This is a genomic window from Paenibacillus sp. GYB004 (assembly GCF_036577605.1).
GTDB lineage: Bacteria > Bacillota > Bacilli > Paenibacillales > NBRC-103111 > Paenibacillus_AB > Paenibacillus_AB oceani.
The window spans coordinates 256121-271201 of sequence record NZ_JARBDB010000035.1 but is presented as its reverse complement, the minus strand read 5'-3'; the positions used below and the strand labels follow the sequence as shown (position 1 = coordinate 271201).

Below are 15081 nucleotides of genomic sequence, written 5' to 3'. Positions count from 1 at the left end.
AAACGCTCGATTTCGTCCGCTACCGGAAAGGCAACTGCCAAAATGCCGCCGATTCGAACGATATCGAGCGCAACGAACGCCAGCAGCAGGTGATCGGGGAAATGGTCGGCAAGCTGAAATCGCTGGAAGGACTGCTGAAGCTCGGTCCGGTCATCGAAGCGGGAGGGAAAAACGTCGATACGGACATCCCTTCCTCGCAAATCAAAAGCTTTATCCGGACATATATGGGAATCGACCGCGATAAAATAAACTATGTTCATCTGGAAGGCGAATGGCATAGTCCGTATATTACAATCGGGCAAACCGAGCTGAAATCCGCTCAGACCGCCTTGCAGGAACAGCTCAAATAAGTTTGCTTTGCAGGATCTATACAGACGGGCGGACCCAATCGGCTATGGCTGACTGTCCGCTCGTTATGGTATACTGGAAGCAAGCTGCACATCAGGAGGATGAATGAATGGCGGAAACGATTACGGCTTTGACGGAGCAACAACTATCGGAGCTGCAGCAAGAAAGGCTCGTTATGCTTTCCACCATCGATGCGGAAACGGGTGCGCCAAGCCTTAGCGCCATTTCCTGGGTTAGACCGATGAGTCCGACGGTGGTCCGCTTCGCAATCGATCAGCGCTCTCGACTTGTGGCGAATATGAAAGCGAATCCGCTCGTAACGCTGACTTTTTTCGGCGGCGGAACGCTGAATGCGCTGTATGGGAAAGCGGCGTTCGTAACGGATGCGCTCGAAGGCGTGCCGTTCAAGCTGACTTGTATCGACGTGCAATTGGAGGCGGTCCGGGATGCGATGTTTTACGGCTCCCGTATTACTGTCGAGCCCGAATACGAGAAAACGTATGACAAACGTGCGGCAGAGAAGCTGGACGGACAAGTTTTTGCTGCCATCCAAAAAGCCTAGTTCCAAGGGAACCAGGCTTTTTGCGTCTTCATCGAAGCTTGTCCTTTAAGATGGCGCCTACAGCTGCTTATCCATCTGCTGACCGTCGTCTGTACGGGCCGGAGGATTCCCTTGTGGCGTTATATCTTTCGGAATTTGCGGCACGATCCGGCCGATCATATCGGCCAGTTCTTCGGCGAAGCCGGCTATCGGGCGCCCTTGCCGGATATCCTCGCGGATTTCCGCGATGCGTCCCGCCATATCGAGATCGGCCGTAACGAAGGCGTGTACGCCGTAAGGATCTTTGCGGAGCGCTTCGGCGACCGAATATTTGATCACATCGACGCGGCTCCGGTCGAGCTGGGGATCAACGTTGATGCCGACAATAGCCGTATTGCCGAGAATGACGCAGCGTGCGCTGTGGACTTGCGGAATATCCGAAGCCAGCTTCTCGAGCCTTTGCGTCACTTCCTGCTTATTATGGATTTCCGGTTTCGCCGGAACCGATTGCTGAACTTTAACTCCATTTTGCCCATCCGGCGCAGGCGAAGCCTGATTTTGCGGATGGCGGGCACAGCCGGAGAGCACAGCTATCGCCAAAACGAGGACAACGACATATCTCATATAAATCGCTCCTATTCTAATCCTGAATTGCCATGGTTAGTTTGTCCGATTCGACTGTGATTATGTACAGGCGACAGCCATACGCCAAGCGGGAGGGGACGTACGATGAAAAAAGTATATGTGTTGGATACGAATGTCCTGTTGCAGGATCCGAATGCCGTCTTCGCCTTCGAGGACAACGAAGTGATCATTCCTGCGGTCGTTCTGGAGGAAATCGATTCCAAAAAACGAAACGCGGACGAATTGGGTCGCAACGCGAGAACGGTATCGAGACTGCTTGACGCCTTGCGTACGAAAGGGCGTTTGCACGACGGCGTAGAACTGGAGAACGGCGGCAGCCTCAAGGTGGAGCTGAATCATAAAAGCTTTCAAAAACTACAGGATGTGTTCGGGGAAATTACGAACGACAACCGGATTCTCGCGGTCGCTCTGAACTATTATTTGGAGGAGCAGCAGCTGGAGCAGCCGAGACCCGTCATTCTGGTCAGTAAAGATACGCTCGTAAGGATCAAGGCGGACGTGCTGGGGCTCTCCGCCGAAGATTATTTGACCGACCGGGTCGTCACTTCAAATGAATTGTATCCCGGCTATTTAACGATGCACGTGCATCCGGGAGTTATAGACAACTTCTACAATGCGCGCTACTTGCCCGTTACCGACCTGAATACCAATTATACGTTTCAGCCGCATGAGTTCGTCATTTTGAAAGATGAGCTGGGCACTTCCAAGTCGGCGCTGCTGAAGGCGAGCGCAGACGGCAAACGGCTTGATCCACTGTATTTGAGCAACGAGCCGATCTGGGGCATCGGGGCGCGGAACGTCCAGCAGCGGATGGCGCTCGAGCTGCTTCTAAACGACGAGATTCCGCTCGTTACGCTGACCGGCAAGGCGGGGACGGGCAAGACGCTGCTGGCGCTGGCGGCCGGACTGATGAAGATCGAGGACGAACGCAAGTACAAGAAGCTGCTGATTGCGCGACCGGTCGTGCCAATGGGGAAGGATATCGGGTATTTGCCCGGCGAGAAGGACGAGAAGCTGCGCCCGTGGATGCAGCCTGTATACGACAACCTGGAGTTTCTGTTTAATACAAAAAAGCCGGGAGATATCGAGAAAATATTGGCCGGGATGGGCAGCATTCAGGTCGAGGCGCTTACGTACATTCGCGGTCGATCGATCCCGGGACAATTCATCATTATCGACGAAGCGCAGAACTTATCCAAGCATGAAGTGAAAACGATCGTATCCCGCGTCGGGGAAGGAAGCAAAATCGTGCTGATGGGCGATCCGGGACAGATCGACCACCCGTATCTGGATGCTTACAGCAACGGGCTGACGTATGTGGTCGAGCGATTCAAAAACCAGTCGATCAGCGGCCATATCAATCTCGAGCGGGGCGAGAGGTCTCAACTGGCTCAATTGGCGGCGGATTTGCTTTAGCCCGCCTTACAACCGAAAGCGGCGGGGTTCCGGTAACGGCGCCTCGCTGCTTTTCATAAGAGGATTAGGCTCTACCAGTTGTAATTTGTTGGAAAATGTCGAAAATAGTCGAAATGATTCAAGAGAAGGAGGTGAGTCGTTCGGGCTAGTCCGGTTCGTTCTTCCCTCCCTTGTCGATTTAGGTCGTTTGCCTGTTTTCAACTCCTTCGGTTTCCCGATATGATTGTTTATTGGAGCGTACATAACAACCGGGGGAGTATTGTACATGAGACGAACGAGAACGTTACTGCTAGCGCTTGCCCTAACGACCGGCTTGTGCCAACTGGCCGAAGGAGTCCGGGTCGTGGCGGCATCTTCGATCGAGACGCCGGGCCGATTTACGGATACGGCCGGACATTGGGCGGAACCGACGATCAACCGGCTTGTAGCCGAGGGGATTCTGGACGGATATCCGGATGGTACGTTTCGGCCGAACGAGCCGGTCTCGGCAGATCAATTTTTGAAAATCTTGCTGTTATCGTTTACAGACCGTCATCAAAACGGGGAGCGCAGCTGGAAAGAATCGTTTATTCAGTCGCTAAGTGCGGCTAATCGGAACATCCTGCGCCAGGATTACCGCGACTTTTCGTTTGCGCCAAGCACTGTCGGATATTGGGCCAAGCCTTACATCGATCTGGCGGGAGATCTTCATCTGATGAACCTGAGCGTATTTCCCGACTTCAAGCAGAAGCTGAACCGGGAGCAAGTGGCGGAACTGCTCTATTATACGCTGAAAGAGACCGAGTATTTGGAGGACGCGGACTACAGCCGCAAGCTGTCCAACGGCATCGGCGATCTCCGAAGCGCCAACGAGCGGCAGCAGAAGTTCATCGCCGAATCGTTCGCCAAAGGCATTATGGAAGGGTACCCGAATGGGTATTTCGGCGTAGGCGTAACGGTAACGCGGGCGGAGTCGCTCACGATCGTCGAGCGGCTGATCGACAAGAGCAAGCGGATCGAGCCGTCCGCGTCCCACACCGGCTTGCATACGCTCGTCGTGCCGACGAAGGACGGAAGCTATAAGCGGATCGTGTTCCCGAATGAAGCGATGAAGCGGGCGTATGGCGTGATGGAGGAAGCCGGCAAGCTTCGGGGAACGAACTACGACCTCGAAGAAACGACGCTCCGGCTGTTCAAGGACGCGGAAGCGAAGTCAAAGGCGTTGTCGCCGAACAAAAATCCGGGCGATGTCTGGGACGAGGCGTCCTTATGGGTAGAGCCCAAGTACGATACATACGGCATTACGATTCGTCTGCAGGAAGGGGTGCTGGCCCGCAACCTCGAGCCGATTAAACGGTTCGTCAACGAAGTTTTCGGCTACGACGCCGCCAAGTTCGACAGCTGGTTCGACGCCATGTACGCTCAGAAAGAAAGCGGCGGCGCCTTCGAGACACAAAGCGTCGCGATCGGTGCTTATACGATCGAAGCTTCTTCCCCGGACAACGTGTCGCTCGTCTTCTCGATTGTGCCGCAAGCTACGAAAGTCCAGAAGTAAGATTTGCCGCACATACGCAGGAATCATCTCGCGGGCGGGCAATACCGGTGTCGGCTGCAAAGATTAGGCCGGCCAAACAAGCAAACGGCGGTTCCCTGAAGCAGGGGGGCCGCCGTTTCTTTTTTCTCAACAACCGTCCTTTATTCTCGAAATCAAACGTTGGGACAACCTTTCTTCCGATGACGGATGGCAGGCTCTGTTGTACAATGGGCCTATGGCTAGCGAAGACCTATAAAGCCGGACAATCCGCCGTGTTTCGCGATCTGCGCAGCAACCGGGGGAGTTGGCGGAAGCTATTGTATATCCGGTGCTAAAATTGATTATTTACGGATGAGCTCCGATCCTGTACATGTTAAAGCAGGATGTTCCGCTTAGCGGCTAACTCAACAATTGAATGACTCCGGAGGGTCTTATGCGGAAAAACTGGTTTAACCGGCTGCTGCTGTCCTATTTGCCCGTCTTGTTCGTCGTCAGCCTGAGCCTGCTGCTTATGACTTATCTAACGCTGAACGAAATGGCCAAACGATCGGCCGTCCGCGCGAACGAACTGCTCTCGCAAAGCATCAAGCAAAAAATCGACGATGTGCTGACGAATATAGACGAGGCGATGTTCAAGGAAATTTTAGGGAATGACAAGTTGAAAGCGTTTTTTCAGGGCGATCGCACGGGGGATAACCGGTATGACGATTACCAGACGGTATCGGCGTTAAGAAGCATGATGGAAAACAACCGGTTCATCGATTCGGTCTATTTGTACCGGGTAACGGGCCGATCGGTGCTCACTCCGACCACGTATACCGGAATCGATCAGTTCGGCGACAAGGAGTTCGTGGGGAGGCAGCTGACCAGCTTGAAGCCTTACCGGTGGGTCGGGACGCGAATGTACCGGGAACAGCCGAATAGCAAGCCGGTTTCGGTCGTCAGCCTCGTGAAAATTACGAACCTTGGCGATAAAAGCATGATGATCGTCAACGTCAGGACGGACCGCCTAAGCGAGCTGATTCGTCAAATGTCGGATTCGAATTTGAGTTTCGTCGAGCTGGTCAACGAGCAAGGGGCTCTGATCGCTTCGAAGGAGACGCAGGGAGACGTTCCCGATTCGAACGGCCGGCTGCGGAGCGGCGGCAAGCCGCTGTCTTCCGTTCAGTCGTCCTATACGGGATGGACGGTACGCAGCGGGATGTACCGGGCCAGCATCGTAGATTGGGTATCTTCCCTCTTCTACGTCTGGATGGCGTTCGGCTTCCTTGTCATCGTTCTCGGCATCGTCTGGCTGGTCTATGTGACTAGACGCAACTACAAGCCGATTCGCAGCATTGCCGCACGGATCGAGGAATACGCCAAGCTGAAGCAGCAAAGTTTGAACCGGGAAGAGAAGGCGGACGAGTTCAAATATATCGAGACGGCCATCGAAGACTTGCTCGACCGGTCGAGCCTGCTGCAGGAGGAAAACAAGGAAAATATGGCCTACCGCAAGCGGCATGTCTTTCTGACGATGCTCGAAGGCGGGGCATCCGCTTCCGCTCAAGGGGAGCCGTGGAAGAGCGAATTGGACAAGCTCGGACAAAACAGCCCGCTTCGCGGACTCGTTGTCGTGCTGATCGAAATGGACCGGTACGCCGAGTTTGCCGGCCGATACGGCAGGCGGGATCAATTTCTGCTTAAGCATGTGCTGAGCACCGGGCATCAAGAGCTTGCAGAAGGCGAGCCTGTCGAGGTCTGGTCGGAGTGGGTCGCCCGGCATCGTCTGGCGGTCATGTACATGCTGGACGACGGCGCGGCCGACTGGGAGCCGGTACAGGTTTGCGAGCGGCTGCGCGCCTGGGTCGAGCAGCATTTGCCCTTTACGGTGACGATCGGGATCGGCTCCTTCCAGACGGAGAGCGAGCTTGCGGCGGAATCGTACCGGCACGCGATGGATACGCTGAACTACAAGTCGTCGCTCGGAACGAACCGCCTGATTGGTCCGGCGGATCTGAATTCGATGCCGCAAGGGGAAATGTTCAAGCAGTTCCACCCGATCAGAGCGGTCTGCCAGCTGTTCCGTTCCGGCGATCCGGAATGGGAGAAGCTCTTTGACGATCTGCACGTCTTGGTACGAGGCCAGCTGTTTGCGCACGACGAGCTGGTCAGTCTGGTTACTTATTTGATCCACCATCTCCATAAAGAGGTAATGGAGCTGCCCGCCGAGCTGCAGGTGTTGTGGAACGGCTTCCACGACCGGCTGCTGAAGATCGCGGAACAGAAAGAAAACGTAGACGAAATGTTTGCCGAATTGCGCCGGGTATTGTCCGAAGCTTCGGAGCAAATGCGGGATGTGCGGGAGCACCGCCATCACCACCAATTGATGCATGAAGTGAAGCGGTACATCGGCGAACATACGCCAATCCCGACTTGTCGCTGGCTCATCTCAGCGAAGCATTCGGCGTGAACGCCAGTTATTTGAGCCGGTTGTTCAAGGAGCAATTCGGGGAGAAGTTTAACGACTTCGTCACGCAGGTGCGCGTGGAGAAGGCGGTCGAGCTGCTGAAGGGGACGGAGGAGACGGTCAACGAGATTGCGGCCGCTGTCGGCTACACGCATACGCTGACCTTTATCCGGGTGTTCAAAAAGGTGATGGGCAATACGCCGGGCAATTACCGCAAGGATATGGCCTAGGGAGCGACGCCCAGGCTCCGCCGCGGGTAACGCAGCGCCAAACGAATATCGGATATCGCGTAAAAAATCGTCTACAGACGACAGAGGCCTTGAACCGGCCGTTCCGTGCCTGCGGGCATAAACGGTCGGTTCAGGCTTTTTGCCATGCATCGCCAAAAAAAGAATTGTATATGCCGTGATAAAATCGTCGATATTCAGAAGGCTGCCGCCCATGGTACTTTACTTAGCGAGACGGCAGCTTGCCGCAGACATAACGAGGAGGGTTTAAAGTTGACATTCAGATTGAAATCGATTGCAGCAGTATCCGCCTGCCTGATCCTTTCCTTAACGGCTCTCGGATGCTCGAAGGAAGGCGGGAAAAGCCCCGCGCCGTCCGCAAATCCCGCAGGCAGCTCGGCCGCAGACGTGTATCCGGAGAACGGGCTGCCGAAGGACGAAAAGGTGAATTTAAAGATCGGGTTCCACGAAGCGGGCATGGGCCGGGAATGGTTCGACTTTGCGATGGACAGCTTCAAGAAGAAGTTTCCCAACGTAAGCTTCGAGGTCGTATATTCGCCAAAAATCGCGGACATCATCGGAACGAAAATATCCGCGAACAACGATAACGACATGTTCGATCTGTTCTCGCCCGTGCTCCCCGGAGGGAATGCAGCGCAAATCCCGCTGGTCGAGAGCGGAAAGGTAGAGTCGCAGGAGGATCTCTGGGACTACAAAGTGTACGACGGAAAAGGCAAAACGGTCAAGGAACTGGCCATTGCGGGCGAGTTTGAAGGAACGGCGAGAATACTCGGCAAAACGTATTTGCTGCCCACGGCGGGAACGACGACGGGTCTGTTCTTCAATAAAAAGCTGTTCGAGAAAAACGGCTGGAACCAAAACCCGAAAACATGGGACGAGTTTTTGAAGCTGGGAGAGACGATCAAAGCGGCCGGCATCATCCCGATCACGAGCCCGGGGATGTATCCGGATTATCTCCAATACGCATTCGGCCCGTGGAAGCTGTTCGAGCTGGCGGATATGAAAGGGAAGCTGAAAACGTTTGAGGATGATTTCCGTAATTTCCGTAACGAGTACACGAGTCCGGAAAGCTTGGAGCGCTGGAACCGGGTCTATGAGCTCGGTAAAAAAGGATTTTTCCCGGAGGGCATGGCCGCATTAAACCATACGCAATCCCAAATGCAGGTGCTGCAAGGCAAAGCGGCGATGGTTTCCACTGGCGCCTGGGTTCAGAACGAGATGAAGGATTCCACGCCAACGGATTTCAAATGGGGCTTTATGGCGGTGCCGATGGGCGACAAGCCGGACAGTGTGAAATATATCCGCGGCTCCTTCAGTAACGGCATGTTCATCTGGTCGGCCAAGCCGGAGCTGAACAAGAAGTGGGCGAAACAATTTATCGTATGGATGTGGAATCTGGACGTGCAGACGGTAATCGCGGATAAAGGCGGACAGTTGTCGGTGCGCAGCGATTTCGCCGACGACCCGGCCCGGGCCGACAAAATTCAGGATTCTTCGAAGGCAGTGGCCGAGTACATCAAAAACAACAAGGTGGTTATGGAGAGCGCCTTCCGCGACGTTACGCTGACCGATCCGGCTTACGCCCAGTCCGTCAAAGTAATCTCCGAAGCGGCGAGCCAGATCGCGACCGGCAAGCAAGATCCGCTTCCGAAGCTGCAAGAGGCGCAGCAATTAATCGATAAAGCGATAGCTGCGCAGAAAAAATGACGAACCCTTCGACGAACCAAGCCCTCCCGGCGCAGAAGGGGTGGATGCAGAAGTCTCGAAACCAGAAGCGGATTTTCCTGGCTCTTGCGATTACACCGGCATTCGGCGGTTATCTGCTGTTTACGTTATACCCGAATCTGATGTCCGTGTACTACTCCTTTCTGAACTGGAACGGCATTAACGAGCCTCAATTCGTCGGGCTGCAAAATTACATCACCCTGTTCCAGGACAAATACGTCTGGCGGGCGCTTGGTCATAACCTGATCTATATGATTTTCGTTCCGACGCTTGTCATTTTGATTTCTTTGCTGCTGGCCTATTTGCTGACGAACAAAAGCTACAAGGGAACCCCGGTTTATAAGGTGATCTTCTTTTTCCCGAACGTGCTGTCGAGCGTCGTAGTCGCGCTGTTGTGGGCGTTCGTCTACGACGGCAGCTTCGGCCTGCTCAACTCGTTGCTGCGCCTGGCCGGGATCGACATCGGGGAGTTTTACTGGCTCGGCGATACCAAAACGGCGCTGTGGGCGATTATTCCCCCGTACGTATGGGCGGGAGTGGGCTTTTATGTCGTCATTTTCATGAATGCGATGATCACGATACCGAAATCGTTGTACGAGTCGGCGATTCTGGACGGAGCCAAGCCGATGACCCGGCTGTTTCAAATTACGATTCCGCTCATCATGCCGATTATCCGGGTAGGCGCGCTGTTCCTCGTCCTCGGTTCCCTGAAAGGCTTCGAGCATGTGCTGATTTTGACCAACGGGGGGCCGGCGGGCTCCACGGACGTAATCGGTCTGTATATGTTCAATCTGGCGTTCGGCTCCGAGTACCATAACTACGGGTACGCCTCCGCGGTGGGCATGTTCCTGTTCGTCGTGCTCGTCCTTGCCAAGCTGCTGACGGACAAATATATGGCGAATCGGTCGGTGGAGTATTGATGGAAAGGATGAAACGCTTGTGACGGAAAAACGTTCGATCGTTGATGTTTTTTGGTGGCTGGTGCTGGCGCTTTTCGCTTTGGCGGTTCTTTTCCCGCTCGTGTGGATCGTGTATCAGTCGTTCAAGACGAACCGGGAGTTTTTCCAAGACGTCTGGATGCTGCCGGAGCAGTTGAAGTGGATCAATTACAAAAACGCCTGGGTGAAATACAATATCGGCTCCGCGCTGCTGAACACCTTGTATTACGTCGGAGCCAGTCTGATCATCGGCACGTTCCTGACTACCGTGAATGCGTATGCGCTCACGCGGCTGGAATTTAAGGGCCGGAAGCTGATATGGGGCACGATCATGCTTTCCTTGTTCCTGCCGGGGATCAATGCCCTGATTCCGCAGTATGTGCTGATGCGGGATCTGCATTTAACGAACAGCATAACGGGACTGATTATCCTGGACAGCTTCGGGGAGAGCGTCTTCTTCCTGCTGCTGCTCGGCGGGTTCATGCAGTCGCTGCCGAAGGAGCTGGAGGAGAGCGCCTTTATGGACGGGGCTTCCCTGTTCCAGGTGTTTATGCGGATTATCGTGCCGCTCTCGGCGCCGGGTATTGTCACTGTGGCGATCTTTAAGTTTCTTAGCTTGTACAACAATTTTCTGGGACCGTTCATCTATCTCAGCGATCAGACCAAGTACACGATCGGCGTCAATATGTATCAGGCCAATCAGATGATGCAGTATACCTCGGATTGGGTTACGATGTTCGCCGGCGTCATGATCGCGATGGTGCCGTCCGTGTTTATGTTCATGTTTTTCCAGAGATGGATTATGGAAGGCGCCACGCTCGGTGCGGTCAAAGGCTAAGAGCGGCCGATTTACGGCCTCGGATCGACTGGAAGCGGCTCGGGTCCGAGAGGCAGTTAGGACGATCACGATCATGCTGTAATAGGCAATCGTCTGCATAGACGATGCCTGCGGGGAGCAAAGCTGCTAACGCTCCCCGCATCCTTATATTCAAGGAGGAACCGGTCATGAGGCTTGCAGGCAAAGGGAAGTTAACAAAGTTCTGTGCCGTACTGCTGATGGTCAGTTTACTGATTTCCGTTGGACTCCCTACAATTGAAACCGCTTACGGACAAGCGGTGTCTCCGGGTAGCGGGCCGCCGGGCGGCAAAAGCGAGAATAAGAAGCCGTCGAAACCGCCGAAACCGCCAAAGCCGCCACAGCCGCCACAGCCACTGGGCATGGAGACGAACCCTCCGCTGGACATTGTCCTGAACGGTCAGGCGCAGGCCGCGATTATCCTGCCTGCGGATGCGGACTCTCGTCTCCGCGCCTCCGCCGATACGCTGAGGACTTACATATTGAAATCGACCGGGGCGGTTTTACCTGTATGGGATGAAGATGAAGTTCCGGCCGGTAACGGCCAGCTTCAGGACCCCGTATGGATTCATGTCGGCGCGAGCGGCTTGTATCCGGACCCTCATCTGGACGGCCTGCTGGAGGGTGTGGATGGGGACGGGTTCGTTATTCATGTTCATGGCAACCGAATCGTCATCGCGGGAGCGACATCCTGGGGGACGCAATTCGGCGTTTACGATTTTTTGGAACGGTATATCGGCGTGCGCTGGCTGATGCCGGGACCGGACGGCGAAGACGTGCCGCAGCATCTTAATATCTCGATTCTGCAGCAAGATGTGATCGAGGAACCCGTCTTTATGTCGCGGGCGATCAGTCCGCTGATGGGAGCGGCGTTGCCCGTGCAGGCCGAATGGGCGAAGCGGAACCGGCTGCATGGCCGGATCGAGTTTCATCACAATGTGCATTCGCTCTTCCCGCCGCAGAAATACGGCTAGAGCCATCCCGAGTTTTATCCGGTACGAAACGGAACGCCCTATATTCCGCCCGTTGGGACTACCACGTATTGGCAACCTTGTTATTCCGAACCGGCTACCGTCCAAGCCGCGGTTTACGGAATTATCGAGTATTTTACGAACCATCCGGATGCGGACTCGTTCTCGCTGGGGGTTAACGACGGCCGCAGCTATTGCGAGACGGAACCGGATCATCCGAATTACCCGGGACAGCTCAATTCGGCCGGTCTTCCGGATATGTCCGATATTTACTACGGGTGGGTCAATGCCGTTGTGGAAGACGTCCTGGCCGTATTTCCGGACAAATGGTTCGGTCTGCTCGCGTACGATAATGTCATGGACCCGCCGTCCTTTCCGTTGAATCCTCGCGTGATTCCGTTTATTACGCAGGACCGCATGAGCTGGATCGATCCCGCCGTCGAAAGTGTAGCGAAGCAAAAGCTGGAGGAGTGGGGCGAGACGGCGGGCAGCGTCGGGTGGTACGACTACATCTATGGCAACCCGTACCTGGTTCCGCGCATGTACACGAATCAGATGGCCGACAACTACGTTTATGCTGCGAATGAGGGCGTTCAGGCGCATTACGCCGAGTTGTACCCGAACTGGGGAGAAGGCCCGAAGCCGTGGATCGCGGCCAAGCTGCAATGGAATCCGAACCAGAATGTCGAGGCCCTGCTGGATGAATGGTACGTCCGTGCCGTTGGGGAAGACGATGTTGAGTCTACGACCCAGCTTTACTTGGACGATGTGACCTTTTTCCAAAGCAACGAAAATTTCATTAACGCGCTGTCGTTTTGGAAGGTTTACGATTATATAACAGCCAATCAGACGGGCAGCGGTACGATGCGGACCAAGCTGGAGATTGTGGCTCAAAAGGACGAAGCGTCGGACAGCCGCGAGCTGGCGCGACTTCTCCTGAACATGCTGGACGGCTCGCAGCCGGTGAATCCCGATCCGTCGTTCGCGCTGGGGGCTGGATCGGGACCTGGATCGACGGTGACGTATTGGTCGCAGTTCGGTTCCATGCAGCGTGTTACGGATAATACGTATATTCGTTCGGGCAGCGCCAGCATTGTTCTGGCTGGACCGGCCGCACAGAGAATCACGGCCCAATATTTTACGTTCCAACCCGGTCCTGCGGCTGTAAGAGCCTACTATAAGCTCCCGGCAGGAACGACTTCGGCGGGCACGATTCAGCTTTGGAGAGCACGACCCCAATCTATCTGGACGATGCGGCAATTTATCAGTAACGGATGAGGGAGATTTTCATTATGACATACGAACAAAGTCAAGCAACCTGGATCTGGTATCCCGGCGATTTCGAAATATGGCTTCACCGCGAGGTGTCCATCCGTCGGGAAGAGAGGGGAAGTGTCTATCCTCCGTTTTATCGGCTCGATTCGCCCTACGGCTCGGTCAAGTTTCGCTGTCTTTATACGATATCGCAGGAAGAGGAAGTGACGATCACGGCGCAGGGCCGGTACAATGTCATGATCGACGGACGGATGGTTCCGTCCGATACCGGCAAGCTGCTCCTGCCCGCGGGGATGCATACGTTCATCGTGTCTGTTGTTCACGAGGCCGGTCTCCCGGCCTTGTTCGTGGAAGGAGCCACGATCGCGAGCAACCGCAGCTGGAGCGTCACGCACGGCAACTGGAACTGGACGACGCCCGGAGCGTGGAATTTCCGCACGGCGGAGGAGCGGCCTTCGTTATACCGGCTGCCAACGACGCGGGAAGAGCCTGCCGAAGTGAAGCGGAATGCGGACGGCTCGCTGCTGGTCGATTTCGGGAAGGAAACGTTCGGCTACATGCAGCTTCATGGACTGGTGGGAGAAGGGACCGTCTCGCTATACTACGGGGAATCGCTGGAGGAAGCGTGCTCCGAGACGTTATGCGAAACATTCGACCGGATTGCGGTCGAAGCCGGAGATTTGCCCGACTATACGCACGACAAATCCAAAGCGTTCCGTTATGTGAACGTCGTTCCCGGGCCTGGCGTTAAGGTTGGCGATGTCTCGATGCTGTATGAATACTTGCCCGTCGAATACCGCGGCCAATTCCGCTGCTCGAACGAACGGATCAACCGGATCTATGAGGTGGCCGCCTACACGATGCATCTGACGACGCGGGAGTTATTTCTGGACGGCATCAAGCGGGACCGCTGGGTATGGTCGGGGGATGCCTCGCAAAGCTATCTGATCAATTATTACCTGTTCTTCGACGAGGCCGTCAATCGCCGGACGATGATTGCGCTGCGCGGCAAAGATCCGGTCGAGGCGCATCTCAATACGATCCTCGATTATTCGTTCTACTGGATCATCAGCCTGCATGACCATTACTGGTACACCGGGGACGTGGAGTTCGTCCGGTTTCTCTACCCGAAAATGCTGAGCCTGCTCGATTTTTGCCGCGACCGGACGAACCGCAGCGGTATGGTGGAAGGTTTGCCGGGAGATTGGGTGTTCGTCGACTGGGCGGAGATTAGCAAGGAGGGCGAGCTGAGCTTCCAGCAGGTGCTGTTTTGCCGCAGTCTGGAAGTGGCGGCCGGTTTTGCCCGACTGTTCGGAGACGAGGAGCTCGCCGAGCGGCTGGGTGCAGAGGCTGCGGTCCTGCGGGGCCAGCTGTTCGATGTATTCTGGGATGAAGAGCGGGGAGGACTGCTGCACCATCGGGTCGACGGGCAGGTTCGGCCGGTTATGACCCGGTATGCCAACATGTTCGCGCTGCTGCTCGGCATGCTGGACGAAGGGCAGCAGCGGACAGTGGCACAGCAGGTGCTGAAAAACGACCGCGTCCCCCCGATCACTACGCCCTACATGCGCTTTTACGAGCTGGCCGCACTTTGCGAGATCGGCGAGCAGACGCATGTGTTGACCGAAATGGAGCGTTATTGGGGCGGCATGCTGGATTTGGGCGCAACCAGCTTCTGGGAAGTATACGATCCGCAGGTGAAAGGGATCGCGCAGTATGCGATGTCCGGGCGGCCGTTTGCCAAAAGCTTGTGTCATGCCTGGGGAGCGGGGCCGGTTTTCCTGCTCGGGAAATATTACATGGGCGTCCAGCCGCTGGAAGCCGGGTATGCGCGGTTTGTCATCGAGCCGCGTCTGGGCGGGCTGGACTGGTTCGAAGGGGTGGTGCCGGCTCACCGGGACAACATCCGCGTCTATATGGATGCAATGACTCTTACCATCCGAACCGGCGGCAGTCCGGGCCTCCTCCGGTTGACGAGCCGAAGCGAGCCTTCCTGTCCGGACGCACTGTTCCGGCACCTCGGCGAGAACCGCTACGAGCTGCCGCTGGAGAAGCCCGATACGAAATATGTCATCGCGTACGTTAATGCGGAGAGTCTTACCCGTTAATAAACAACCCGACTCCGGTATAAAAGCCGGAGTCGGGTCTTTTGGCGC

General features: G+C 55.4%; 12 protein-coding genes and 1 pseudogene. 12 read left to right on the top strand and 1 reads right to left on the bottom strand.

What is annotated here, in order from left to right; genetic code table 11:
* Together PV433_RS16020 and PV433_RS16015 are read left to right on the top strand one after the other, a co-directional pair.
* Nucleotides 1-350, top strand: a 350-nt coding sequence (locus PV433_RS16020; RefSeq protein WP_442951531.1) for an LCP family protein, incomplete at its 5' end; no start/stop codon positions are given.
* A gap of 107 nt (nt 351-457) precedes the next feature.
* The gene (locus PV433_RS16015) at nt 458-910 is read left to right on the top strand and encodes a pyridoxamine 5'-phosphate oxidase family protein (RefSeq protein WP_190926104.1); all 453 of its coding nucleotides are present in this window, start codon (nt 458-460) and stop codon (nt 908-910) included.
* Nucleotides 911-967: 57 nt separating this feature from the next.
* Here PV433_RS16015 and PV433_RS16010 read toward each other — a convergent pair whose 3' ends face one another.
* On the bottom strand, nt 968-1513 hold the full coding sequence (locus PV433_RS16010) for a YhcN/YlaJ family sporulation lipoprotein (RefSeq protein ID WP_332073073.1): 546 nt from the start codon (nt 1511-1513) through the stop codon (nt 968-970).
* Between the two features lie 105 nt (nt 1514-1618).
* Between PV433_RS16010 and PV433_RS16005 the strand changes: the two genes are divergently transcribed.
* The 10 genes and pseudogenes from PV433_RS16005 (at nt 1619) to PV433_RS15960 (ending at nt 15033) form a co-directional block, all read left to right on the top strand.
* Nucleotides 1619-2950, top strand: a complete 1332-nt coding sequence (locus PV433_RS16005; protein WP_190926108.1) for a PhoH family protein — start codon at nt 1619-1621, stop codon at nt 2948-2950.
* Between the two features lie 265 nt (nt 2951-3215).
* Nucleotides 3216-4484, top strand: coding sequence for an S-layer homology domain-containing protein (locus PV433_RS16000; protein ID WP_332073071.1), 1269 nt, complete (start codon nt 3216-3218; stop codon nt 4482-4484).
* Between the two features lie 412 nt (nt 4485-4896).
* Entirely contained in the window at nt 4897-6915 is a 2019-nt protein-coding gene (locus PV433_RS15995) for a hypothetical protein (protein ID WP_332073070.1), read from the top strand.
* Nucleotides 6912-7142: a helix-turn-helix domain-containing protein gene (locus tag PV433_RS15990; protein ID WP_332073069.1), complete on the top strand. Its 231-nt coding sequence runs from the start codon at nt 6912-6914 to the stop codon at nt 7140-7142. The genes PV433_RS15995 and PV433_RS15990 overlap by 4 nt, the downstream gene beginning before the upstream one ends.
* A 270-nt stretch (nt 7143-7412) precedes the next feature.
* Nucleotides 7413-8867 (top strand): ABC transporter substrate-binding protein, encoded by a 1455-nt coding sequence (locus PV433_RS15985; protein ID WP_332073068.1) that lies wholly within the window; start codon nt 7413-7415, stop codon nt 8865-8867.
* Nucleotides 8868-8911: 44 nt separating this feature from the next.
* Complete coding sequence (locus PV433_RS15980; protein ID WP_332073067.1) at nt 8912-9805, top strand: carbohydrate ABC transporter permease; 894 nt, start codon at nt 8912-8914, stop codon at nt 9803-9805.
* Nucleotides 9806-9824: 19 nt separating this feature from the next.
* Nucleotides 9825-10661, top strand: a complete 837-nt coding sequence (locus PV433_RS15975; protein WP_332073066.1) for a carbohydrate ABC transporter permease — start codon at nt 9825-9827, stop codon at nt 10659-10661.
* A 167-nt stretch (nt 10662-10828) separates the two neighbouring features.
* On the top strand, nt 10829-11653 hold the full coding sequence (locus tag PV433_RS15970) for a hypothetical protein (protein WP_332073065.1): 825 nt from the start codon (nt 10829-10831) through the stop codon (nt 11651-11653).
* Between the two features lie 12 nt (nt 11654-11665).
* A pseudogene (locus tag PV433_RS15965) lies at nt 11666-12928 on the top strand (DUF4838 domain-containing protein); the annotation flags it as partial.
* 14 nt (nt 12929-12942) lie between these two features.
* Nucleotides 12943-15033, top strand: a complete 2091-nt coding sequence (locus PV433_RS15960; RefSeq protein WP_332073064.1) for an alpha-L-rhamnosidase-related protein — start codon at nt 12943-12945, stop codon at nt 15031-15033.
* The last annotated feature ends 48 nt before the right edge of the window (nt 15034-15081 follow it).